This is a genomic window from Waltera acetigignens, from assembly GCF_025567015.1.
Lineage (GTDB): Bacteria > Bacillota > Clostridia > Lachnospirales > Lachnospiraceae > Acetatifactor > Acetatifactor acetigignens.
This window is the reverse complement of the sequence record NZ_JAOQJO010000007.1, coordinates 83,579-106,596: the sequence shown is the minus strand read 5'-3', so window position 1 is coordinate 106,596 and position 23,018 is coordinate 83,579. Positions and strand designations below refer to the sequence as shown.

17 protein-coding genes and 2 pseudogenes are annotated in these 23,018 nt (G+C 49.1%); 17 read left to right on the top strand and 2 right to left on the bottom strand.

Annotated features, from left to right (window positions below):
* The first annotated feature begins 22 nt into the window (after positions 1 to 22).
* The 6 genes from cobJ (at position 23) to OCV96_RS08460 (ending at position 8,704) form a co-directional block, all read left to right on the top strand.
* A complete protein-coding gene (gene cobJ, locus OCV96_RS08485) occupies positions 23 to 775 on the top strand; it encodes a precorrin-3B C(17)-methyltransferase (RefSeq protein WP_262594228.1) in 753 nt (250 codons plus the stop codon).
* Positions 772 to 3,021 carry a precorrin-6A reductase gene (gene cobK / locus OCV96_RS08480; protein ID WP_262594227.1) on the top strand — a complete coding sequence of 750 codons (2,250 nt, stop codon included), beginning with the start codon at positions 772 to 774 and terminating at the stop codon, positions 3,019 to 3,021. The genes cobJ and cobK overlap by 4 nt, the downstream gene beginning before the upstream one ends.
* The gene (locus OCV96_RS08475; RefSeq protein ID WP_262594226.1) at positions 3,018 to 4,469 is read left to right on the top strand and encodes a cobyrinic acid a,c-diamide synthase CobB; all 1,452 of its coding nucleotides are present in this window, start codon (positions 3,018 to 3,020) and stop codon (positions 4,467 to 4,469) included. Before cobK ends, OCV96_RS08475 begins: the two co-directional genes overlap by 4 nt.
* Positions 4,470 to 4,700: 231 nt before the next feature.
* Positions 4,701 to 5,831 (top strand): DUF362 domain-containing protein, encoded by a 1,131-nt coding sequence (locus OCV96_RS08470; RefSeq protein WP_227062399.1) that lies wholly within the window; start codon positions 4,701 to 4,703, stop codon positions 5,829 to 5,831.
* A 19-nt stretch (positions 5,832 to 5,850) separates the two neighbouring features.
* On the top strand, positions 5,851 to 7,239 hold the full coding sequence (locus OCV96_RS08465) for a glycosyltransferase (protein ID WP_022312927.1): 1,389 nt from the start codon (positions 5,851 to 5,853) through the stop codon (positions 7,237 to 7,239).
* Between the two features lie 118 nt (positions 7,240 to 7,357).
* Positions 7,358 to 8,704, top strand: a complete 1,347-nt coding sequence (locus OCV96_RS08460) for a citrate/2-methylcitrate synthase (RefSeq protein WP_022312928.1) — start codon at positions 7,358 to 7,360, stop codon at positions 8,702 to 8,704.
* 74 nt (positions 8,705 to 8,778) lie between these two features.
* Here the strand turns inward: OCV96_RS08460 and OCV96_RS08455 are convergent, their stop codons facing one another.
* Entirely contained in the window at positions 8,779 to 9,300 is a 522-nt protein-coding gene (locus OCV96_RS08455) for a TetR/AcrR family transcriptional regulator (RefSeq protein ID WP_022312929.1), read from the bottom strand.
* A 223-nt stretch (positions 9,301 to 9,523) separates the two neighbouring features.
* On the opposite strand from OCV96_RS08455, the pseudogene OCV96_RS19610 reads away from it, so the two are divergent.
* Together OCV96_RS19610 and OCV96_RS08445 are read left to right on the top strand one after the other, a co-directional pair.
* Positions 9,524 to 9,749: pseudogene (locus OCV96_RS19610) on the top strand (hypothetical protein).
* Between the two features lie 86 nt (positions 9,750 to 9,835).
* Positions 9,836 to 10,741 (top strand): annotated as a pseudogene (locus tag OCV96_RS08445) (DUF2974 domain-containing protein); the annotation flags it as partial.
* Positions 10,742 to 10,955: 214 nt separating this feature from the next.
* On the opposite strand, the gene OCV96_RS08440 reads toward OCV96_RS08445, so the two are convergent.
* Positions 10,956 to 11,579, bottom strand: a complete 624-nt coding sequence (locus OCV96_RS08440) for a gamma-glutamyl-gamma-aminobutyrate hydrolase family protein (protein ID WP_117465815.1) — start codon at positions 11,577 to 11,579, stop codon at positions 10,956 to 10,958.
* 175 nt (positions 11,580 to 11,754) lie between these two features.
* Here OCV96_RS08440 and OCV96_RS08435 point away from each other — a divergent pair, with 175 nt between their 5' ends.
* The 9 genes from OCV96_RS08435 (at position 11,755) to OCV96_RS08395 (ending at position 23,006) form a co-directional block, all read left to right on the top strand.
* Complete coding sequence (locus OCV96_RS08435) at positions 11,755 to 12,465, top strand: F0F1 ATP synthase subunit A (protein WP_227062404.1); 711 nt, start codon at positions 11,755 to 11,757, stop codon at positions 12,463 to 12,465.
* Between the two features lie 86 nt (positions 12,466 to 12,551).
* Positions 12,552 to 12,767 carry an ATP synthase F0 subunit C gene (atpE, locus tag OCV96_RS08430; RefSeq protein ID WP_022154739.1) on the top strand — a complete coding sequence of 72 codons (216 nt, stop codon included), beginning with the start codon at positions 12,552 to 12,554 and terminating at the stop codon, positions 12,765 to 12,767.
* Positions 12,768 to 12,953: 186 nt separating this feature from the next.
* Positions 12,954 to 13,442: a F0F1 ATP synthase subunit B gene (locus tag OCV96_RS08425; protein ID WP_022312934.1), complete on the top strand. Its 489-nt coding sequence runs from the start codon at positions 12,954 to 12,956 to the stop codon at positions 13,440 to 13,442.
* Positions 13,435 to 15,450 (top strand): F0F1 ATP synthase subunit alpha, encoded by a 2,016-nt coding sequence (atpA, locus tag OCV96_RS08420; RefSeq protein WP_117465846.1) that lies wholly within the window; start codon positions 13,435 to 13,437, stop codon positions 15,448 to 15,450. Before OCV96_RS08425 ends, atpA begins: the two co-directional genes overlap by 8 nt.
* Positions 15,451 to 15,561: 111 nt before the next feature.
* A complete protein-coding gene (gene atpG, locus OCV96_RS08415) occupies positions 15,562 to 16,491 on the top strand; it encodes an ATP synthase F1 subunit gamma (protein WP_022312042.1) in 930 nt (309 codons plus the stop codon).
* Positions 16,488 to 17,900: a F0F1 ATP synthase subunit beta gene (atpD, locus tag OCV96_RS08410; protein ID WP_022312043.1), complete on the top strand. Its 1,413-nt coding sequence runs from the start codon at positions 16,488 to 16,490 to the stop codon at positions 17,898 to 17,900. The genes atpG and atpD overlap by 4 nt, the downstream gene beginning before the upstream one ends.
* A 17-nt stretch (positions 17,901 to 17,917) precedes the next feature.
* Positions 17,918 to 18,334: an ATP synthase F1 subunit epsilon gene (gene atpC / locus OCV96_RS08405; protein ID WP_022312044.1), complete on the top strand. Its 417-nt coding sequence runs from the start codon at positions 17,918 to 17,920 to the stop codon at positions 18,332 to 18,334.
* A 130-nt stretch (positions 18,335 to 18,464) separates the two neighbouring features.
* The gene (locus tag OCV96_RS08400) at positions 18,465 to 20,327 is read left to right on the top strand and encodes an LTA synthase family protein (RefSeq protein ID WP_262594224.1); all 1,863 of its coding nucleotides are present in this window, start codon (positions 18,465 to 18,467) and stop codon (positions 20,325 to 20,327) included.
* Positions 20,328 to 20,354: 27 nt separating this feature from the next.
* Positions 20,355 to 23,006, top strand: a complete 2,652-nt coding sequence (locus tag OCV96_RS08395; protein WP_262594221.1) for a YfhO family protein — start codon at positions 20,355 to 20,357, stop codon at positions 23,004 to 23,006.
* The last annotated feature ends 12 nt before the right edge of the window (positions 23,007 to 23,018 follow it).

The following is a 23,018-nucleotide window of genomic DNA, read 5'->3' as shown; positions in this document are numbered from 1 at the left end:
ATGATGGAAAGAGGAAAATCAGATGAGTAACAGAATCTATATCATAGGAATGGGTCCCGGCAGGGAAGAAATGATGACCGGAGAAGCCATCGCTGCGCTGGAGCAGGCAGATGTGATTGTGGGTTATACCGTATATGTCAAATTATTGGGAGAACGTTTTGCAGGGAAAAAGCTGCTGACCACTTCCATGCGGCAGGAGACGGAGCGCTGTAAGCTATGCTTCCGGGAGGCGGAAGCAGGAAATCAGGTGGCACTGATCTGCAGCGGCGATGCAGGCATCTACGGTCTGGCATCCCTGATGTACGAGCTGGGGGCAAAGCACCCGGAGACGGAACTGCTTGTGATTCCCGGCATCACGGCGGCCAGCAGCGGTGCGGCGGTACTGGGAGCACCTTTAAATCATGATTTCTGCGTTATCAGCCTGAGCGATCTGATGACTCCATGGGAGAAGATTGAAAAGAGACTGCGGGCGGCAGCAGTGGGAGATTTTGCCATGGCCATCTACAATCCTTCCAGCCATAGACGAAAAGATTATCTGCAGAGAGCCTGTGATATTTTACTGGAAACCATAGAAGGGAAGCGTCCCTGTGGCTATGTGGAAAATATTGGAAGAGAAGGTACCCGGGCGGTGACCTGTACGCTGCGGGAATTAAGGGACCGGGAAGTCAATATGTTCACCACTGTATTTATTGGCAATTCGGAGACGGAGATCCTGGGGGACAAGCTGATCACCAGAAGAGGCTACCAGGCAGAAAAGGGAGAAAAGGCAGAGTGAAAAAGCTTGTAATATTTGCGGGAACCACAGAAGGACGGAGATTGTCGGAGATTCTGGCGGATGCCGGAATCGCACATACGGTATGCGTGGCAACGGAATACGGTGAAATCGTAATGCGGGAACAGACGGAAAGCACAAAAGCGATGCAGACAGCCGGGCAGCCCATTGTAAACCTTCACTGCGGCAGAATGGACCGGGAGCAGATGCAGAAGTTTCTGCATGACGAAGGCTATGAGATTGTAGTGGATGCCACCCACCCTTACGCCAGGGTCGTTACGGAGAATCTGCGGGGAGCTGTGGATACACTGAAATCTTTGGAAAAAGATGCACATTTTCCCATTTACCTGCGTCTGGAACGGAAAATCGACGGGATTACAGAAGCAGATGGCATTGTTACAAATGCCCAATATTTTGAAAACAATGCAGATTGTGCGAAAGCTTTGGAGAATACAGAGGGCAATATTCTGCTGACCACGGGAAGCAAGGAACTGGCGGTGTATTGCGCTTCCGGCAGATTGAAAGACCGCCTGCATGTGCGGATCCTTCCGGGAAGAGAGAGTCTGGAACTGTGCATGGAGCAGGGAATCAAAGGCCGGCAGATCCTGGCATTGCAGGGGCCTTTTTCCACAGAGATGAACGCTGCCATCTTAAGGCAGTACGACATCCGCCATATGGTCACGAAAAACAGCGGCCGGGCCGGAGGCTGCCAGGAGAAGCTGGAAGCAGCGAAAATGCTGGGAATCCCGGTGTATGTGATTGAGTCTGCGCAGAAGACATCGGATGCTGCCGGGAAGATTCCGGGGACAGACTCGTATTCGTTTGCAGGAATCTGTGGAAAACTGGGACAACTCTGTGATTGTAAGATTTCGCAGCAGGGAAGTCTGGAAATCTGCCTTGCCGGGATCGGTATGGGCAGCAGAGACTGCATGACAAAAGAAGTGCAGCAGACAATCGAAACTGCGGATATCCTGCTGGGGGCGGAGCGCATGATTGCAGACTATTCTGCCAGAATAGAAAAAAAGCCCTACTATATGGCTGCTCAGATCCTGCCCTATCTGGAAAAATTACAGGAAAGCGAGGAACTGGCACAGCAGGAGACACTTCGGGTAGCGGTTCTGTTTTCCGGAGATACCGGATTCTACAGCGGATGCAGAAAATTGTATGTGGAATTACAGGAAGCGATTGCAGCAGGACAACTGAGAGGCAGTGTGAGGATCCTGCCGGGAATTTCATCGGTGGTTTCTCTGGCGGCCCGGGTGGGAGAAAGCTATGAGGATGCCGCCATTTTAAGCATGCACGGCAAGAAACTGAACCATCTTCCGACAACTGTGGTGAGTCATGAGAAGACTTTCCTGTTGACCTCGGGAAGTGAGGATATCCGTAAGATCGGACGGATGCTTACGGAGACGGGACTGACAGATTGTGAAGTGATCGTGGGATATCAATTGTCCTATCCGGAAGAAAATATACGGATCCTGATGCCGGAGCAGTGTGTGGAGGTCATCGAAGAGGGTCTGTATACCTGCCTGATCCGCAATCCTCATCCACAGCCGGAACCCCTGACCCACGGCAGAGCGGACACCTGTTTCCTACGGGATGCTTCCGGGACGGAGGGAAAACTTCGCAGAACTCCTATGACCAAGGAAGAAGTCCGGGAAGTCAGTATTTGCAAGCTGCACCTGACAGTTGGAGCCGTAGTCTATGATATCGGCAGCGGCACCGGATCCGTGGCGGTGGAAATCGCCGGATTGTCGGAAACGGTGCATGTCTATGCCGTTGAGAGAAAACCGGAGGCGGTGGAACTGCTTCGGAAGAACCGAGAGCATTTCCATATGGACAATATGGAGATCATCGAAGCACTGGCACCGGAGGGACTGGAAGAACTGCCTGTGCCCACCCATGCTTTTATCGGCGGCAGTGGAGGCAGATTAATGGATATTTTACAGACCTTGTATCGGAAAAATCCTCATATGCGCATTGTGATCAATGCCATCAGCATGGAGACGATTGCGGAGCTTCAGGAAGTATTGGAAGCGTTTCCTGTGGAGGACGAGGAAATCCTGCAGATGCAGGTAAACCGGGTGAAGAAGCTGGGAAGCTATCATCTGCCGCAGGCGGAGAATCCGGTGTGGATCTGCTCATTTACGTTCAGGGAGGGAGAAACAGGCTCTATGGACAAAGTGAAGAAAGCGTTGCTGACCGAAGAAGAAAACGGAAACAGGGAAAATGGAGAAGTGCAGAGATGATCGGAGCACAGGAAAAAAAGATACGACGCATCATGATCGCCGCCCCGAAAAGCGGCAGCGGCAAGACTATGATCACGTGTGGATTATTGCAGATTTTTAAGGAAAACGGAGAGGATATCTCTTCCTGTAAATGCGGCCCGGATTATATCGATCCCATGTTCCACAGACAGGTGCTGGGGATTCCTGCCAGAAATCTGGACACTTTTTTCACCGGAGAGGACGGCACGAGAAGACTGTTTCTGAGAGATCGCAGGGAAGACGAGCTTGTGGTCATGGAAGGTGTTATGGGACTCTATGACGGGCTGGGCGGAATAAGAGAGGAAGGCTCATCCTATCATCTGGCAAAGGTGACGCAGACCCCCATCATACTGGTGGTGGATGCAAAAGGCATGGGAAAATCGGTGCTTCCTCTGATCACCGGATTTCTGGCTTATGATAAAGAACATCTGATCCGGGGAGTGATCTTCAACCGTATGTCAGCAGTTTACTATGAGATTCTGAAGCCACTGGTGGAAGAGGAACTTGGTATTGCGGTGCTGGGATATTTCCCGGAAAATAAGGACTTACAGATCGCCAGCAGACATCTTGGCCTGTGCCTGCCGGGAGAACTGGAAGATCTGCAGGGAAAGATCCGGGTCACGGCGGCAAAACTAAGGGAGAGCGTAGACATTTCGAAGCTGTTGCAGATTGCAGAAGAGGCGGAACCGCTGGGAGCTGAGAGAATAGAGAGAACCTCCCAAACCAAAAAGAAGGAACGCAGTGAAGAAACGGCAGAAGAGCAAGATCCGGATTCTGTGGAAAACGATAGGGTAAAGTGCCCGAGGATCGCTGTAGCCCGGGATGAAGCCTTTTGCTTTTATTATGAAGAGAATCTGCGCCTGCTGGAACAGACCGGAGCGGAACTGGTGTATTTTTCTCCATTACATGACAAGGCGTTGCCGGAAAATATCCATGGGATGTTGTTGGGCGGCGGCTATCCGGAATTATATGCCGGACAGCTGAGTGAGAACAATGCCATGCGCAAGGCCATCCGGGCAGCAGTCATAGGTGGCCTCCCCACCGTAGCGGAGTGCGGAGGCTTTTTATACCTGCATACGTCCCTGACAGACAGAGAAGGACATTCCTGCCTTATGGCAGGAGTGCTGCCTGAAAAATGCTTCGATACCGGAAGCCTGGTGCGCTTCGGATATATCGAACTGGAAGAGAACAGTGAATATTTTCTGCCCCGGGGCAGCCGCATCCGGGCACATGAATTTCATTACTATGACAGTGAAGATAACGGCGTAGACTGTACCGCAACTAAACCAACCATCGTAAGAAACTATCCCTGCATCCATGTCGGTGAGAACCACTGGTATGGTTTCCCCCACCTTTATTATCCTTCCTGCCCCGAGTTCGCAGAGCAATTTGTGGAAAAGGCTGCGCAGTACAAAAATCGTTTTAAATAGCAGGATATTTGGCGGTATCTGCAAAAATTGTGCAAGAAAAATAAAAAAACACTTGCATCGTACATTGATGTACGGTGTACAAAGAAATGGGGAAGTATTTCGGATGAAATACGTTGAAAGGACGAAACCGGCTGGCGAGAGTTGGGTTCGTCCTTTTTTGCAGAAAAATTCTCAAAAACAAAAAAGATGTGTTATAATCGTAATATCTTTTTAGGTACGGAGGATAAAGTTATGGAAAAATCAAAGGTATATTTTACAGATTTCAGAACCCGTCTGGGAGAGGGACTTCCCAGTAAGTTAAAGCGCCTGATGAAGGCGGCGGGGATTCAGGATATGGATATGGATCACAAGTTTGTTGCCATAAAGATGCACTTCGGTGAGCTGGGTAATCTGGGATTCTTACGTCCCAATTATGCGAAAGCGGTAGCGGATGTGGTAAAGGAGCTGGGCGGAATTCCTTTCCTGACGGACTGTAATACCCTGTATCCCGGCAGCCGTAAGAATGCCATCGAGCATATGTACTGTGCCTGGGAGAATGGTTTCACACCGTTGACGGTTGGGTGTCCTGTGATCATTGGTGATGGCCTGAAGGGAACGGATGACATCGAGGTGCCGGTAGAGGGCGGCGAATATGTGAAAAATGCTAAGATCGGCCGGGCCATTATGGATGCGGATGTGTTTATTTCCCTGAATCATTTCAAGGGGCATGAAACGGCGGGCTTCGGCGGTGCTATCAAAAATATCGGTATGGGCTGCGGATCCAGAGCCGGTAAAATGGAACAGCACGCTCAGGGAAAACCGGAGATCAATGAGAATTTGTGCCGTGGCTGCAAACGATGCATGAGAGAATGTGCCAATGAGGGACTGGTATACGACGAGACTACCCATAAGATGCATATTGATCATAACAAATGCCTGGGCTGTGGACGCTGTATCGGTGCCTGTAACTTCGACGCAATCCATAGCGGTTGTGATGCGGCAACAAAGGATTTCAACTGCCGTATGGCAGAGTATGCGAAGGCGGTCGTGGACGGCAGACCCAATTTCCATATTTCTCTGGTGGTGGATGTGTCTCCGAACTGTGACTGCCACCGGGAGAATGATGTACCCATCCTGCCCAATATCGGTATGTTCGCCTCCTTCGATCCTCTGGCGCTGGATCAGGCCTGTGTGGATGCCTGCCTGAAGCAGACACCGCTGCCGAACAGCCAGCTGACGGATGCCATGGCAAAAGAGGGCTTTTGCGATCACCATGATCATTTTGAAAATACCACTCCAAATGCGGAGTACAAGACCTGTCTGGAGCATGCGGAGAAGATCGGTATCGGCAGCAGGGCGTACGAACTTATTGTTATGAAGTAATTTCAGAAAGGATGAGCTTATGCGTCCCATGGTAAGCATCATTGTTCCGGTATACAATGCGGAGCAATATTTACGACGCTGTGTCGACAGCATTTTGAATCAGGAATACACGGACTTTGAAGTGTTTCTGGTAAACGACGGCAGTACGGATTCCTCCGGTGACATCTGCGAGGAATACGGCAATAAGGACACAAGAGTCATTGTGATCCAGAAGGAAAATACCGGAGTCTCCGACAGCAGAAATCTGGCATTGGATCGTGCACGGGGAAAATATCTGCAATTCTTAGACAGCGACGACTGGATCACGCCGGATGCCACAAGACTGTTCGTACGGGCGGCGGAAGAGTATGGCTGCGATATGGTCATTTCAGACTTTTACCGCGTGGTGGGAGAGCGTCTGTCCCCCAAGGGAGACATTGAAGAGGAGGGTGTGCTCACCCAGGAGGAGTTCGCGGCACATATGATGGAGAATCCGGCAGACTTTTACTATGGTGTGTTGTGGAACAAACTGTACCGCAGGGATCTGGTGGAGGAGCACAGTCTGCGAATGGATACGAATATCAACTGGTGTGAGGATTTTCTGTTCAATCTGGAATATATCCGTTACGCGAAAGTATTCTATGCCCTGCATGCCCCAATCTATTATTATGTGAAGCGTAAAGGTTCCCTTGCCAGTCAGGGAATCAGCATCTCCAAGACGGTAAAGATGAAGTTGAATGTCTTTGAGTATTACAATAACTTCTACAAGCATGTGCTGGAAGAAGAGGACTACGAGAAGAACCGTTTGCAGGTATATCGTTTCTTCATTGATGCGGCAGGAGACGGAAACGTGCCGCCTTCCATCCTGCCCGGATCCAAGAAGCTGGGAGACGAGAGAGTCTTTGTCAACACCGAGATCCTGCAGGCCGAGGGACCGGCGGGGGATGCTTACCGTAAGCGGAAGCTTCTGGAACATTATCTGGAGCCGGTGGCATTAAAAGGAGATCTGAAGGTAGCGGATGTGCGGCTGCTTCTGTGCCTGTGTGAAAAGCACGAGTGGGACAGCAGACGGGAACTGGCGGATTTCGCCGGAATTTCCCGCACGAACCTGACCAGCGGCTTGCAACGCCTGACCATGAAGGGATTCTTGAAAATAGAGGAAGTGAAGGAACCCAAGCCTTCCAGAAAAAGCAAGGCAGCCGGAGAAGTACAGGGAAAAGCGGAAAAGCCGGAGACAAGGCGCAAAGACCGTAAAACCAAGGTCACAGTGACAATCCTTCCCACTGCGGAAGCGGTCATGAAGGAACTGGCACTGGCACAGCGGGATTATGATGAGGCGAGATTTGTGGGATTTACCGAGGAAGAACTGATAAAATACGCAGATCTGTCGGAGAAAATAAAAGAAAATACAAAGAGGATTCTGGGATAATATTCCTTCGCCCTATAAATATCACTCAATATTTTATATTTTGTTAATTGACATCGCCCCTTCCAAAAAGTTATGATAAATAAGTATATAAAAATGTGAGGGAAAGGAAGGTATTTGGATGAAGAAAAACGAAGAGTATATGTTGGAACATGCCGGATTGTGCAGAGCGGCAGATAGATTGGAACCCCAGATGTTCGACGAATACGGCGTACAGAGGGGACTGCGTGATAAGAACGGTAACGGCGTAGTCGCAGGTCTTACCAATATTTCACGGATCGAATCCTTCAAAATGGAAGACGGCAAAAAAGTTCCCTGTGAAGGTAAGCTGTGGTATCGCGGCTATGACTGCATTGAGCTGGTCAACGGCTTCCGGGGTGATCATTTCGGATTCGAGGAAGTGGCTTATTTACTTCTGTTCGGTAAGCTGCCGAACCGTGAGGAACTGAAACATTTTAACGATATTCTTGCGTCCAGCAGAACTCTGCCGACCAACTTCACCAGAGACGTCATTATGAAAGCCCCCAGCAGTGATATTATGAATTCACTGACCAGGAGCGTTCTGACACTGGCTTCCTATGATAAAAACTGCAGCGACACTTCCATTGAAAATGTATTAAGACAGTGCCTGGGACTGATTGCTGTGTTCCCCATGCTGGCAGTCTACGGCTACCATGCATATAATCACTATTCCAACGATGAGAGTATGTACATACACCGTCCCCAGAAGAAACTTTCCACCGCAGAGAATCTGCTGATGATGCTTCGCCCGGACAAACAATACACCGAACTGGAGGCGAGGGTACTGGACACCGCACTGGTGCTGCATATGGAGCATGGCGGTGGTAACAACTCCACCTTTACCACCAGAGTCGTGACTTCTTCCGGATCCGATACTTATTCTGTCATTGCGGCAGCACTTTCCTCCCTGAAGGGACCCAAACATGGTGGTGCCAATATCAAAGTCGTAGAGATGATGCGGGATATCGAAGCACATGTGTCCGACTGGACAGATGAGGATGCGGTAAGGGCATATCTGAACAAGATTCTGAGCAAAGAAGCCTTCGACGGCAAGGGACTGATCTATGGTATGGGGCATGCAGTCTACTCCCTGTCTGACCCCAGAGCCCAGGTATTCAAGAGCTTCGTGGAAAAACTGGCGGTAGCCAAGGGCAGAGACAAGGATTTCGCCCTGTATTCCATGATCGAGCGGATCGCACCGGAGGTCATTTCCCAGAAATCCCGGATCTACAAGGGTGTCAGCGCCAACGTTGATTTCTACAGCGGTTTCGTATACAGCATGTTGGAGATTCCTCTGGAACTGTATACCCCGATCTTCGCCATTGCCAGAATCGTAGGATGGAGTGCACATCGTATCGAAGAGCTGATCAATATGGATAAGATCATTCGTCCCGCTTACAAGAGCGTAATGCAGGAACTGGAATATGTTCCTTTGAATCAGAGATAAATTATCAAATAATAAAGGACTGCGTATTTTGCGCAGTCCTTTGCTGAATTACTATGGAGAACAGATCGGGGAACCTACGAATAGATCTTGCAGATAATGGATACGATCTCTTCAGCGGATTCTTTGGAATCTTCCAGAATCCAGGTGACATAAATATTGTAGAGGGAACCGGAGAAGGCTCGGAGCGTGTAATAAAAATCCTGCCCCTTGTCTTCGGTATAATAGGTATCCAGAATGTAGCTGTCCAGTGCCTGTAACAGCAGGTGCCCCAGACCGGTCTGCACCAGACAGGCAATGAATTCTTTGTAATGATTGAAATATTCATAACAATGCAGCATATTGCGGGAGTCATTGTAATTGCCCTTGTCCGGCCATGTCGCAACATCCTGACGGTAGGATTCTACCAGATCCTTCAGATAACTGCTGAAGATCTCATCCAGAGAATGGTAATTGCGATAATAGGTCATGCGGGAGACACCGGCACGCTCGGTCAGCTCGGTAATTGTAATATTGGATAGGGATTTGGTCTTCAGCAGCTGGATCAGAGCCTGCACCATACAATCTCTGGAAAAAAAGTTGGAATTCTTTGTGGACATGACGGATCACCTTCTTTATGATTTCTACCTAATAATGTAACGATTCAGACCTCCATTCGCAAAGTCGCCTCTATGAGGCTTCCTTGGAGAACAGGCCGGCCTGTTCTCTGCTCATTGTGGTTACTTCGCCATATAAATCATATCAAATGTTCTTACGAATGCAAGCATTCGACGTACATGTTGACATGATTTGCATGGCTCTGAATAGTTACCATATAATTATATGATGTCGGGGTCAAAAGCCCCCGACTTTGATGCCTACGGATTGTTCCGTGCTACGCACTCCCACGTCTCCGCTCCGCTTCGGTCCGTGCTAGACATGTGCCACTGGCACATAGCACCCTACCCAATATTCGCATATCGTGGGATTATCATCCCACTTTTATGCTCATATCGGGGCGGGTCCTAAGGTCTTTCACCCACCTATGAGCAAGCTCATGTGGGCTTAGACCTTTTGACCCTGGCATCATTATATAGAACGTAACACAATCCGGCGAAATACGCAAGGAAAGTTCCTCGCGGAAAGGAGCGGCATATGGCAGGAACGGTAATAGAATATTTGCAAAAATACGGAGACATTTCTTTTCGGGAAAAACCTCTGAATGATGTGGACAGTCTGGCATTGTGCCAGCTCTCTTATCTGAAATTCGACGGGATGGTCAGCGATGTGCGGCACAATGGCCCTTCCGTGACCCTGCGGGAGATTGCAGAGCGTCCGGACGTGGACAAACTGTTCGGGGATGTCCGTTTTGAGAAGGAGAACCGGGCGCTGTTCGAAGGAATGTTAAGCGGCAGACGTTTCCGGGATATGAAGCTGAACTGCTATATCAATCTGGTGGAAAAGGAATGGGAGACCCAGTTCTCCGCCATCACTTTTATTCTGGATGACGGAACCCTGTTTCTGGCATTCCGGGGGACGGATGAGACTATCATAGGCTGGAAGGAAGATTTCAACATGGCATTTCTGTCACCGGTGCCGGGGCAGGAGTACAGTGTAAAATATGTAAATATGGTCACCGGATGGCTACACCAGCCCTTTTATATCGGAGGGCATTCCAAGGGCGGCAATCTGGCAGTCTACAGTGGCATGAAATGCGCCCCTTTTGTGCAGAAACGGATCCAGAAGATCTACAGTCTGGATGGGCCTGGATTCCGGCCGGAAGTGCTGAAGGAGTGTCACTATAATGCCATCGAAGGCAAGGTGGTGAAGCTGTTGCCACATTCTTCCATGATCGGTATGATTTTCGAGCGGGATATTCATTACCGCGTGGTGGAGAGCAACAGCCATGGGCTTTTGCAGCACGATCCTTTTTCCTGGTTGGTGGAGGAGGACCATTTCGTGGATGTGGGTGACATTTATGAGAGCCAGAAGATCATAAATGAAGCACTGAACGAATGGATACTGTCCTTAAATGAAGAACAGGTCCGCACCTTCGTGGAAACACTCTATCAGGTCATCTCCGCATCCCAGGCGGATGATCTGATCACGTTTACCGCTGACTGGAAAAAGAGTATGAATGCGGTGGTTACTGCACTGAAGGAAGTGGACGACCAGACCGCGGAGATGCTGCGGGGAATCATCCGCTCCCTGTTCGAAATCGCCAAAGTCAAGGTCAGAGAGGAGCTGGCCCCGGCGAAAAAGCCCGGGCGCAGATTCAGAAATAAGAAGAAAGAAGAGAAAGCAGAGGCTCACCGGCCTGTTCCGGAAGACGCTCCGGATGCCACTGCAGCCCAAGGATCGGCAGCTCGTCATGCTCCAAGGCTTCGGGGCAGCCGTCATCGGGGCAGCGCTGAATGATCTTCAGATGCTGACCTAAGCGGTCGATCCTCTGATGGTGGGCGCTGTTGACGTGCATTTCGACAGGAAAATACTTGAAAAGACGGGAATCTTCCGTCATAATGGACGTATGGAATGCATCACCGGAAGGGATACTGTGCAGGGAATCTCCCGACATATCCTGCAAAATAGTGCCACCGAAGGCAACATTGATGACCTGCATGCCCTTGCAGATCCCGATCACGGGGATCCTGGCGGCAATGGCTGTGTCAAGGGCCTGAAATTGCAGGATGTCCAGTTCGGTGTCAACAGTACGGGAACCTTTGTTTTTTTCTCCGAAGAAAGCCGGAGTGATATCTCCGCCGCCCGGCAGAATCAGGGCATCACAGGAGGTGACTTCCCCGGGGACCAGTGTGGTTACGGTTCTGGCGGGAAGTTTCGAAAAAAACGTCTCATAATTGCCCGTCTGGGATTTGCGTCCCAAAATGACTAATTTTGTCATATGATTTTCTGATACCTCATTTTTTATAGTTAATATATGCCATAACTTTTCATTTTTGCATGGAACAAATTAGCAAAAATGTATCTTACGCTTTTCAATAAATAGGAGTAAAATAGCAACGACCGTGAGGGAGTGAAAGCTCTTTCAAGGATGTTCACGGAAAGGAAGTGGTATTATGGAGGAATTGGCATCAGAACTGCTCAAGGAACTGAATTGTGACACGGCTTTTTCTATTAAGCTTCCGGCAGGTCTACCCCTGATCGGTGGAGTACAGCTGGACATTGCGGAATCGGTCGTTATCACCTGGGTGGTCATGGCAGTCATTCTGATCTTGTCGATTATCCTTACAAGCAACCTCAAAGTACACAATGTCAGCAGACGACAGCTGGTGACAGAGACGATCGTGACAAAGCTGGAAGGCATTGTTACGGGAATGATCGGAGAAGAAGGCAAACGGTATGTACCGTATCTGGTTAGCGTACTGTTGTATCTGGGCATATCCAATATCATTGGATTGTTCGGTATGAAGCCCCCTACCAAGGATCTGAACGTAACGGCGGCACTGGCCCTGATGAGTATCGTTCTGGTGGAAGCCGCAGGTATTCGCAAAAAAGGTGTGGGCGGATGGATCAAGAGCTTTACCGAACCCATCGCGATCGTAACACCTATCAATATCCTGGAGGTGTTCATCAAGCCCCTGTCCCTGTGTATGCGATTGTTTGGTAACGTTTTGGGAGCATTCGTTATCATGGAGCTGTTGAAGCTTCTGGTTCCGGTAGCATTGCCGGTACCCTTCAGCTTTTACTTTGATATTTTTGATGGATTGATTCAGGCATATGTATTTGTATTCCTGACATCCATGTACATTAAGGAAGCCATTGAGTAACTGGATAACTATTCAGAGCTATTTTGCGAATGCGATTATGAATAGTTATGAAACACTAATTCACACAAAAACGGAGGAAAAGAATTATGATAGCTATTGGAGCAGGTATTGCAGCACTGGCATGTATCGGAGCAGGTATCGGTATCGGTATCGCAACAAGTAAAGCAGCAGAGGCAGTCGCAAGACAGCCGGAAGCAGAGAGCAAGATCACCAAGATCTTACTGTTAGGTGGTGCGCTGGCAGAGGCAACCGCTATTTACGGATTCGTTATCGGTATCCTGATCATTCTGTTCATGGCATAACTATCCGAAGCCGGAAACGTCACAGACAAGCGTCAAATGCCTGCATTTGTAAGCTGTTTTGTGACGATTTACGATGACTAAAACTTCATGAGCAAAAAGAAAGCTCTGAAAGAGCGTTTTGCGAATGGAAGTTTCGGATAGTTATAAGGAAATTAGAAAGCGAAACGTAAGAAAGGATGAAAGCACATGCTGAGATTAGATATTAATATTGTATGGACCATCCTGAATCTGTTGATCATCTTTGCCATTGTGAAGATCTTCCTGATCAAGCCCATCCACAAGATCCTGGATGCAAGACAGGCAGAGATCGATAAGCAATATGCAGATGCAAAAGCTGCACAGGACAGTGCCAATGAACTGAAAGGCCAGTACGAGGCATCCTTAAGCGGTGTTCAGGCAGAAAAAGAAAGCATTCTGAACGAGGCAAGAGGCAAGGCCAGCAACGAATATGACCGCATCGTGGCAGATGCCCAGACAGAAGCGAAAAAGATCATGGACAATGCCAGTAAGAATGCCACACTGGAAGAGCAGAAGCGCATCGAGCAGGCACAGGAACAGATCGCCGGCCTGGTAGTGGAAGCTACTGCAAAACTGGTAGCTGCCAAGCAGAACGCAGATTCAGACAGAGAACTTTACAACCAATTTATAGCAAAGACAGGTGAAAAGATTGATTAGTACAGCTTTAGAATACGCAAAAAGATTGCGTGAACTGAATATCCCCGGAGACATTGTAGGTCAGACAGGCGATATCTTCAAAGCCGTACCGCAGGTGAAGCTGGATTTCGAATCCCCTGCTGTGTCGCTGTCTGCCAAGCACAATGTAATAGAAAAAGTATTCCCCTTACAGATCAGAGATTTTCTGAAAGTCCTGTGTGACAACGGAGACGTCTATCTGTGGGATGATATCTGCACCGCATACAGAGAAGTCTCTCCCGAGAAAAAGGAAGAGTTCGTTGTAACCCTGTCCTATGTGACAGCGCCCACCGATGAGCAACTGCAGAATATCCGTAATTTTATCCAGAAGAAATACAACAGAGAGGATATGGTCTTTGAGACCAAAGAAGATCCTTCTCTTGGCGGCGGTTTCATCATCCGTGCCGGTAACGAGGTCTATGACTGGAGTACCAATGGACGTATGAAGCAGTTCGCAGACAAGCTTTCCCAGGTAGGAAAGACCGCCAGTGAGCAGGGCATTATTTCCATTCTGAAAGGTGAGATCGAGGATTTCAACTTACAGGCACAGGAAAATGAGATCGGTTCTGTCAGCTGGGTAGGTGACGGTATCGCCAACGTCAATGGTATCGACCATGCAGAGTACGGCGAGATCGTTATCTTTGATTCCGGTGTCAAAGGTATGGTACAGGATGTCCGCAGAGATGAGATCGGATGTATCCTGTTCGGTCATGATACCGAGATCCGCGAAGGCACCAGAGTCGTTCGTACCGGTAAGAGAGCCGGTATTCCTGTAGGTGACGGATTCAAAGGCAGAATCGTGGATGCTCTGGGAGCACCCATTGACGGTGCAGGTCCTATTAAGGAAGAAGGCTATCGTCCCATCGAGCAGCCGGCACCTTCCATCGTGGACAGACAGTCCGTAGGCGTGCCTATGGAGACTGGTATTCTGGCTATCGATTCCATGTTCCCCATCGGTCGTGGACAGCGTGAGCTGATCATCGGTGACCGTCAGACCGGTAAGACTTCCATTGCCATCGATGCAATTTTGAACCAGAAGGGCAAGGATGTGGTATGTATCTATGTGGCTATCGGCCAGAAGGCATCCACCATTGCAAAACTGGTAGGAACCCTGAAAAAGAACGATGCCATGGATTACACCATTATCGTATCCGCAACCGCCAGCGATCCTGCACCTCTACAGTACATCGCACCTTATTCCGGTACCGCACTGGCTGAGTACTTTATGTATCAGGGCAAGGATGTCCTCATCGTATACGATGATCTGTCCAAGCATGCGGTAGCTTATCGTGCACTGTCCCTGCTGCTGGAACGTTCTCCCGGACGTGAGGCATATCCCGGAGATGTATTCTATCTGCATTCCAGACTGCTGGAGCGTTCCGCAAGACTGAGTGCAGATAAGGGCGGCGGCTCCATCACCGCACTGCCGATCATTGAGACCCAGGCAGGCGATGTATCCGCATACATTCCGACCAACGTTATCTCCATTACCGATGGTCAGATCTTCCTGGAGAGTGATCTGTTTTTCTCCGGCATGAGACCTGCAGTCAATGTCGGTCTGTCCGTATCCCGTGTCGGCGGTGCTGCACAGACCAAGGCAATGAAGAAAGCAGCCGGAAGTATCCGTATCGACCTGGCACAGTTCCGTGAGATGGAAGTGTTCACCCAGTTCGCATCTGATCTGGATAACGCCACAAAGGAACAGTTACAGCACGGACATGTACTGATGGAACTGTTGAAGCAGCCTCTGTGCAGACCTTTGAGCATGGCAGAGCAGGTTATGACCCTGTGTGCAGCCAACGGCAGAGTGATGCTGGATGTGCCTGTAAATCAGGTAAAGGATTTCCAGATGAAGTACTTAGACTACATGAAGGAACAGCACAGCGACATCGTTCGTCAGTTAGAGACCACCAAGGCTCTGGATGACGAGCTGAACAAGCAGATCTGTGATGCTGCAACAGAATTTAAAAAGGAATTTTTACAGAAATAATGTAACTATTCAAAAACCCATTCGCAAAACCGCTCTTTCAGGGCTTAACTTTTGCTTATGTGGTTACTTCGCCCATTGGCTCTGAATAGTTACAAATAACAGGAGGTTAACATGGCAAATACGAGAGAAATACAAAGTCGTATGAAAAGCATTCAGGATACCATGAAGATCACCAATGCCATGTATATGATCTCTTCCACAAAGCTTCGGAAAGCTAAGAAGAATCTGGAAGAGACAGAGCCTTACTTCTATACTCTGCAGACGATGGTCAGCAGAATTGTCCGTCATTTACCGGAGATCGATAATAAATATTTCGATGAACGGAAGGACAAACCGGCTGGGGAGAAGACTACGGGACTGATAGTAGTCACCGCGGATAAGGGACTGGCCGGAGCCTATAACCATAATGTACTGAAAATGGCAGAAGAACAGATGCAGAAAGCCGGACAGACAGGAAGCTACAAGCTGTTTGTCGTGGGTGAGCTGGGACGTCAGTATTTCGGACACAGAGGAATCAAGGTGGCTGAGCAGTTCCATTATACAGCACAGAACCCGACCCTGCATCGTGCCAGGATCATCACAGAGACGATCCTGGAGCAGTTCGAAGAAGAGCAGCTGGATGAGGTATATATTATTTATACCAATATGGTAAACAGCGTGACGACGGAACCGCAGATGCTGCGTCTGCTACCTATCGTAAAAGAACGGTTTATTACCAAAGACGGACAGGATCTGAGTATGTATCAGGATCCGCTTGTCATGACCCCGTCCCCGAAAGCAGTGCTTGATAACATTGTTCCGGATTTTGTCATGGGATATGTATACGGTGCACTGGTAGAATCGTTCTGCAGTGAACAGAACGCCAGGATGATGGCCATGGAGGCAGCAAATAAGAATGCTTCCGCCATGATCCATGATCTGTCCATTCAGTACAACCGGGTACGTCAGGCTATGATCACACAGGAGATCACTGAGGTCATTGCCGGTGCCAAGGCTCAGAAAAAGAAGAAAAAGGCAAGAAAGGAGGTCCTGAACAATTGAGTAACGTAAAGGAAAAAAATCATGGTAAGATCGTCCAGGTCATGGGACCTGTTGTAGACGTAGAGTTCGAGAACAATGATCTTCCCTTTATCAAGGATGCCCTGGAAGTATACAGTGAAGGCAAGCGTCTGGTCATGGAAGTGGCACAGCATATTGGCAACAATACCGTTCGCTGCATCATGCTGGGTGCCAGTGAAGGACTTTGCAAGGATATGGATGTCATTGCTACCGGAAAAGGAATTCAGGTGCCGGTAGGTAATAAGACACTGGGTAGATTGTTCAACGTATTGGGAGAGACCATCGACGGTGGAGAATCCCTGGAAGGAGAGGAGCATTGGGTCATCCACAGAGATCCACCTTCCTTCGAAGAGCAGAGTCCTGTAGTAGAGATGCTGGAGACCGGTATCAAGGTTATCGATCTGCTGGCTCCCTATGCAAAAGGTGGTAAGATCGGTCTGTTCGGCGGTGCCGGTGTAGGTAAGACCGTGCTGATTCAGGAGCTGATTCGTAATATTGCTACCGAGCACGGTGGATATTCTATTTTCACTGGTGTCGGAGAGCGTTCCCGTGAGGGTAACGATCTGTGGAGTGAGATGAAGGAGTCTGGAGTTCTGGAGAAGACTGCGCTAGTTTTCGGTCAGATGAACGAGCCCCCCGGAGCACGTATGCGTGTAGCCGAGACCGGACTGACCATGGCAGAGTACTTCCGTGATGAAGAGCACCAGAACGTGCTGCTGTTCATTGATAACATTTTCCGTTTCGTACAGGCAGGTAGTGAGGTATCCGCATTGTTAGGCCGTATGCCTTCCGCAGTAGGATATCAGCCCACTCTGGCTACCGAAGTCGGTGAATTGCAGGAGCGAATTGCTTCTACGAATAAGGGTAGTGTTACTTCCGTACAGGCTGTCTATGTGCCTGCGGATGACCTGACAGACCCTGCACCCGCAACTACATTCGCTCATCTGGATGCCACCACCGTTCTGTCCCGTAAGATCGTGGAGCAGGGTATTTACCCAGCTGTGGATCCTTTGGAATCCACCTCCCGTATTTTGGAAGAGGATGTGGTAGGTAAGGAGCATTACGAGACCGCCCGCCAGGTACAGGCAATGCTGCAGAAGTACAAGGAACTGCAGGACATCATCGCCATTCTGGGTATGGAAGAGCTGTCCGATGAGGATAAGGTCACCGTATATCGTGCCCGTAAGATTCAGCGTTTCCTGTCCCAGCCCTTCCATGTGGCAGAGAACTTCACCGGTGTACCCGGTAAGTATGTGCCTGTGAAGGAGACCATCCGTGGATTCCGTGCGATCATCGACGGAGAGATGGATGAGTATCCCGAGGCTGCATTCTTCAATGTAGGAACCATTGACGAGGCAGTGGAGAAGGCCAAGAAGCTCATGGCACAGTAAGGAAAGGCGGTGTGCGTATGAACACCTTCAGCTTGAAGGTCATTGCCAGTGATAAAGTATTTTTCGACGGAAAATGCGGCATCATTATCGTACCGGCTCTGGACGGCGAGCAGGCCATCATGTCCCATCATGAGGATATGGTCATTGCCACGAAGGAAGGCGAGGTACGGTTTAAGGAAAAAGAGGATGACGACTGGACCAAGGTTGTAGTAGGTGTGGGGTTTGTCTATATTTCTCATAACCGTGTGATCATGCTGGTGGATACGGCAGAACGGCCGGAGGATATCGACAGGGTCCGTGCGGAGGCTGCCCTGGAGCGTGCGAAGGAACAGCTGCGTCAGAAGCAGAGCATCCAGGAGTATCATGTATCCCAGGCATCCATGGCGAGAGCAATGCTGCGCCTGAAGGAAGCCGGAAAATACGAAGTCAAGTAGTAATACGTAAAATATAAGTAAAAAGTAACAAAATTAAGCCTGTAATGTTAGTAAATGTGTGCAATTCGGAAATTGTTATTTTTCTGTCATTGCGATAAAATCTCTTCAGAATCGTAAGGAGAGTTAAGCGATGGATTATTTACAGAAAAAATCAATACGAAGTGTCGCAGCTGCCATTACAGGCTTTTTGCGTCATTCCGTTCGAAAAATAGGAATTACCAGGGAGAAGCTTCCTTCCTGTATCGCGCTGGCAGTATGTCCGCTGGTGACATTTTATCTGTTTGAAATGTATACCCATAATCCTTTTACGACAATGCATTTCAAAACCCAGCTGTTGAACATGGCGTTCTATGTACTGACCGCACTTCTGTTATTCGGAATCGTGAAATATGTCCGGGCGGCTCTGATGTTGCAGACGGCCTTTTTCATGGTGGCGGGACTGGCGAATTATTATGTGCTGAATTTCCGTTCCGCACCCATCATGCCCTGGGATATTTATTCCATCAGTACAGCAGCCAGTGTGGCGGGCAATTTCAACTATGAATTGTCCACCAGTACGATACTGGTCATTGTGGGATTCCTGATTTTGTTGTTGATCGAGAGCCGTTTTCATATGAAGGCACCGGGAAGAGTGGCAAAGAGAGCGGCACTGATCCTGTTAAGCATTGCCTTGATCTATGGTTATACCGGCATGATACAGAGTGAGAGCTTTGTGCAGAGCTTTGGATTATACGACAAGCTGTTTACCCCCACCGTCATGAATAAAAGAGACGGCAATATCGTGGCATTTCTGATGGAAATGGAATATCTGGATGTGGAGAAGCCCGCAGATTATTCTGCAGATGGCACCGGCAGCAATTATGAGCAGGCCGGGAAGGATTCCGCTGGGCTTGCAGCAGCTGTGGAAGACCCGGAGAGCGTGAAGCGTCCGAATATCATTGTGATCATGGATGAGGCATTTTCGGATCTGGCAGTCCGGGGAGAGTTTACCACCAACGAAGACTATATGCCCTTTATTCACAGCTTACAACAGGGGGCAGAGAATACCAGAACCGGTTACCTGAATGTTTCCGTGCTGGGCGGGAATACTGCCAATACGGAGTTTGAATTCCTTACCGGCAGCACCATAGGATTTTTACCGCAGGGCAGCGTGGCGTACCAGCAGTATGTGCAGAAGGAGATGCCTTCTCTGGCTTCCTACCTGAAGGAACTGGATTATCATACTGTGGCGATCCATCCTTATTATGCCAGCGGCTGGGACAGAGACAGAGTCTATCCGCTGCTTGGATTTGATGAGTTCCTGTCACAGGACGATTTCAGGAATCCGAAACGGATCCGTAACTATATTTCCGATGAGAGCAGCTTTGCCAAGATCATTGAACTGTATGAGAACAAGGAAGCGGGAGAGCCTATGTTTGTCTTTAACGTAACTATGCAGAATCACAGCGGTTACGAAGAGGAATTCCATAACTTTACCCCGGATATTACCGTGGATGGTATTGACTCCAAAGCATTGTCCATGTATCTGTCCCTGGTAAAACAGACGGATTCCGCCCTGCAGGGTCTGATCGATTACTTCTCTCAGGCGGAAGAGGATACCATGATTGTATTCTTCGGGGATCATCAGCCTACGACCTATGTGAGCAATCCGATCTTAAGAAATAATAAAGTGAATCCGGAGACTTTAACAGATGAGGAAAATCTGTTAAAATATAAAGTACCTTATGTGATCTGGAGCAACTTTGACATTGAGGAGCAGATGGACGGAGAGACCAGTGCCAATTATCTGGCCATGGATGTGCTGGAGAACTGTGATCTGCCGCTGCCTGCCCTGCAGAGCAGTCTGACCGGGCTTCGGAGGGAATACCCGGTGATCAGCGCAGCAGGTGTGAGAGAGGCGGACGGCACTCTTACGACGGTGAAGGAATGTGGGGAAGCATTGAACGATTACCGGAGGCTGGAGTATTATCTGCTGTTTGATTACGGAAGGTAAGAAAAGAGATCGTGGGAGAAAAATAATATGAACGGCAATAAAACGACAGCAACAAGTAGTGCGGAGCGCAGGATGCAGAGAGGGATCTCTGTGCTTGCGTTCTTTGTGCCTGCATTTATTATGCTGGTTCTTTTTATCATACGGGGCATATATCCTTTTGGTGACCGGAGTTTTCTGTTCTCCGACATGTACCATCAGTATATGCCTTTTTTAAGTGAATTTGTACACAAGATCAAAGCGGGAGAGGGACTGTTCTATTCCTACAATGTAGGGATCGGATCGAATTTCCTGGCGCTGTATGTCTATTATCTGGCAAGTCCTTTTAACTGGCTGGTATTTTTGCTGCCGGAAGGCCTGATCATGGAATTCATGAGTTATCTGGTGATCCTGCGGATCGGCCTTATGGGGCTTACCTTCAGCGTCTATCTGCGGAAAGTGTTCGGCAAGGAGGATCCGGCGGCTCTTTTGTTTTCCACTGCGTATGCTCTGTCCGGCTATCTGGCGGCCTACAACTGGAATGTGATGTGGCTGGACTGCCTGATCCTGCTACCCTTGATCCTGTTAGGAGCAGAGCGGCTGGTCAGAGAAGGCAAATGGGTCATGTATACCGTGACTCTGGGACTCTGTATTCTGACCAATTATTACATCTCCATTATGATCTGTATCTTTCTGGTGCTGTATTTTGGAATGTTTTTGATCACGGAATACTATACCATGACGGAAGGGCAGAGCAGGAAAGCACGGATCGTATTCGGCAGGATCGGAAGATTTGCATTTGCCTCCCTGCTGGCCGGAGGGCTGGCTGCAGTACTGCTGATTCCGGAGGTCTGTGCTATTCTACGGACGGATTTTGGCAATTCGGATTTCCCCGGTACGCTGGAGTCCTATTTTTCCGTGTTTGATATGCTGGCGAGACATTGCCTGTGCGTGACCACGGAGAGGGGACTGGAACACTGGCCGAACATTTACTGTGGTGTGGCAGTATTTTTACTGGTGCCTATGTATGCACTGAATGAAAAAATATCGGTGAGAAAACGGTTCTGCAATCTGGCACTGGCGGGATTTTTGCTGCTCAGCTTCGGAACCAATGTCCTGGACTTTTTATGGCACGGTCTGAATTATCCGGATTCCCTGCCGGCGAGACAGTCTTTTCTATATATTTTTCTGATCCTTGTCATGTGCTATGATGCTTTCCGAAATGTGGAGGGCACTTCTCCCAGGCAGATCATCTATGGGTATCTGGCGGCGGTGATATTTTTACTTGCCTGTGAGAAATTCGTGGAGAGCGAGGATTTCGACACGGGTATTGAAGTGCTGACGCTGGTGTTCGTTACGATCTATGGTGTGCTTCTGTATCTGTACCGGACGAGAAAAGACGAACTGACGAGGCAGGTGCTGGGGATTCTGGTGCTGGCGTGCGTAGTGGCGGAGCTGAGCATCAATACATTTAATACGAGTCTGGGCACTACCGGACGAAGCGCTTATCTGGGAGACCAGGAGGATTATAAGGCGTTGTACGCCCTTGCGCAGGAACAGGAGGGGGATGACTTCTTCCGTATCGAGAAGTTTACCCGCAAGACGAAAAATGACGGTACTCTTACGGGATACCCTACGGCTTCCGTATTTTCCTCCACCATGAATTCCAACGTCATGGACCTGTATAAAATGCTGGGTATGCGTCACAGCAAGGTTTATTACGGATTTGACGGAGCGACAGCTTTCGTGTCGGCACTCCTGAATGTGGATTATATGTTCGGCGAATCGGATAAATACGAAAACGGTCTGTATGAGATCGTGAATAACAGCGGAGATGTTTATTTATATCATTGTAAATATACGCTGCCTTTTGGCTATGTGGCACCGATGGGTTGGAATGTTACGGACGAGATCGGCACCGGTGTGAGAGTGCAGAATCAGCTGACCGAGGATCTGGGAATCGCAGAGCCCTTACTGGACCGGGCGACCAGTGAGACTAGCGGAGATAATGTATGTATTACGGCGGACCGGGCAGGCTACTATTACGCGAGGATCAATGCCACAGGGACGAAAAAGGTTCAGGTGCTTGGGGGAACGCTGGAGACCCAGGATTACGGGGATCTGAAGGACGGAGCTATCCTGTATCTGGGCTATCTGCAAAAAGGCGAGAGAGTTACCTTGACCAATGGGGATGACACGGACGATACCCCGAAGGTATCGGCGGAAGCTTATGTAATGAATGAAGAAGTGCTGGCACAGGCAGTGGAGATATTGTCAAAAGAACATCTTGAAAATGTAGCGATGGACAGCACCCATATTTCCGGAACCTTAAGTCTGAAAGAAGCCGGCAGACTGATCCTGTCCGTGCCTTATGAGGAGGGCTGGACGGTGCAGATCGACGGAGAAAATGCAGAGCCTGAGCAGTTTGGCAATGCGCTCATGGCATTTGATCTGGAAGCGGGAGAACATACGATACAGATGCACTATGTACCGGAAGGACGGAATATCGGTATTTTAGTGAGTGCGGGAAGTGTACTGATCCTGTTGGGATGCGTGTTGTGTCAGAGGTGTGACAGGAAAAGGAAAGACTGTGCGGAGAATGAGCCTTTGCAAAAGGCAGCAGACGAAACGATGGAAGACGGGAATGCGGAAAAAACGCACACAGAGGAAGGTTCTGTGAAGGAAGAGGCAGGAAGGATGTAAGAAGGAGCGAAT

What these genes read in the sequence shown, in the direction of transcription:
- OCV96_RS08455 (WP_022312929.1), bottom strand. Translation starts at nt 9,300, where the DNA reads ATGTCCACAAAGAATTCCAACTTTTTTTCCAGAGATTGTATGGTGCAG.
- OCV96_RS08470 (WP_227062399.1), top strand. Translation starts at nt 4,701, where the DNA reads ATGGAAAAATCAAAGGTATATTTTACAGATTTCAGAACCCGTCTGGGA.
- OCV96_RS08460 (WP_022312928.1), top strand. Translation starts at nt 7,358, where the DNA reads ATGAAGAAAAACGAAGAGTATATGTTGGAACATGCCGGATTGTGCAGA.
- OCV96_RS08435 (WP_227062404.1), top strand. Translation starts at nt 11,755, where the DNA reads ATGGAGGAATTGGCATCAGAACTGCTCAAGGAACTGAATTGTGACACG.
- atpC (WP_022312044.1), top strand. Translation starts at nt 17,918, where the DNA reads ATGAACACCTTCAGCTTGAAGGTCATTGCCAGTGATAAAGTATTTTTC.
- OCV96_RS08400 (WP_262594224.1), top strand. Translation starts at nt 18,465, where the DNA reads ATGGATTATTTACAGAAAAAATCAATACGAAGTGTCGCAGCTGCCATT.
- atpG (WP_022312042.1), top strand. Translation starts at nt 15,562, where the DNA reads ATGGCAAATACGAGAGAAATACAAAGTCGTATGAAAAGCATTCAGGAT.
- OCV96_RS08475 (WP_262594226.1), top strand. Translation starts at nt 3,018, where the DNA reads ATGATCGGAGCACAGGAAAAAAAGATACGACGCATCATGATCGCCGCC.
- OCV96_RS08440 (WP_117465815.1), bottom strand. Translation starts at nt 11,579, where the DNA reads ATGACAAAATTAGTCATTTTGGGACGCAAATCCCAGACGGGCAATTAT.
- cobJ (WP_262594228.1), top strand. Translation starts at nt 23, where the DNA reads ATGAGTAACAGAATCTATATCATAGGAATGGGTCCCGGCAGGGAAGAA.
- OCV96_RS08395 (WP_262594221.1), top strand. Translation starts at nt 20,355, where the DNA reads ATGAACGGCAATAAAACGACAGCAACAAGTAGTGCGGAGCGCAGGATG.
- OCV96_RS08465 (WP_022312927.1), top strand. Translation starts at nt 5,851, where the DNA reads ATGCGTCCCATGGTAAGCATCATTGTTCCGGTATACAATGCGGAGCAA.
- OCV96_RS08425 (WP_022312934.1), top strand. Translation starts at nt 12,954, where the DNA reads ATGCTGAGATTAGATATTAATATTGTATGGACCATCCTGAATCTGTTG.
- atpE (WP_022154739.1), top strand. Translation starts at nt 12,552, where the DNA reads ATGATAGCTATTGGAGCAGGTATTGCAGCACTGGCATGTATCGGAGCA.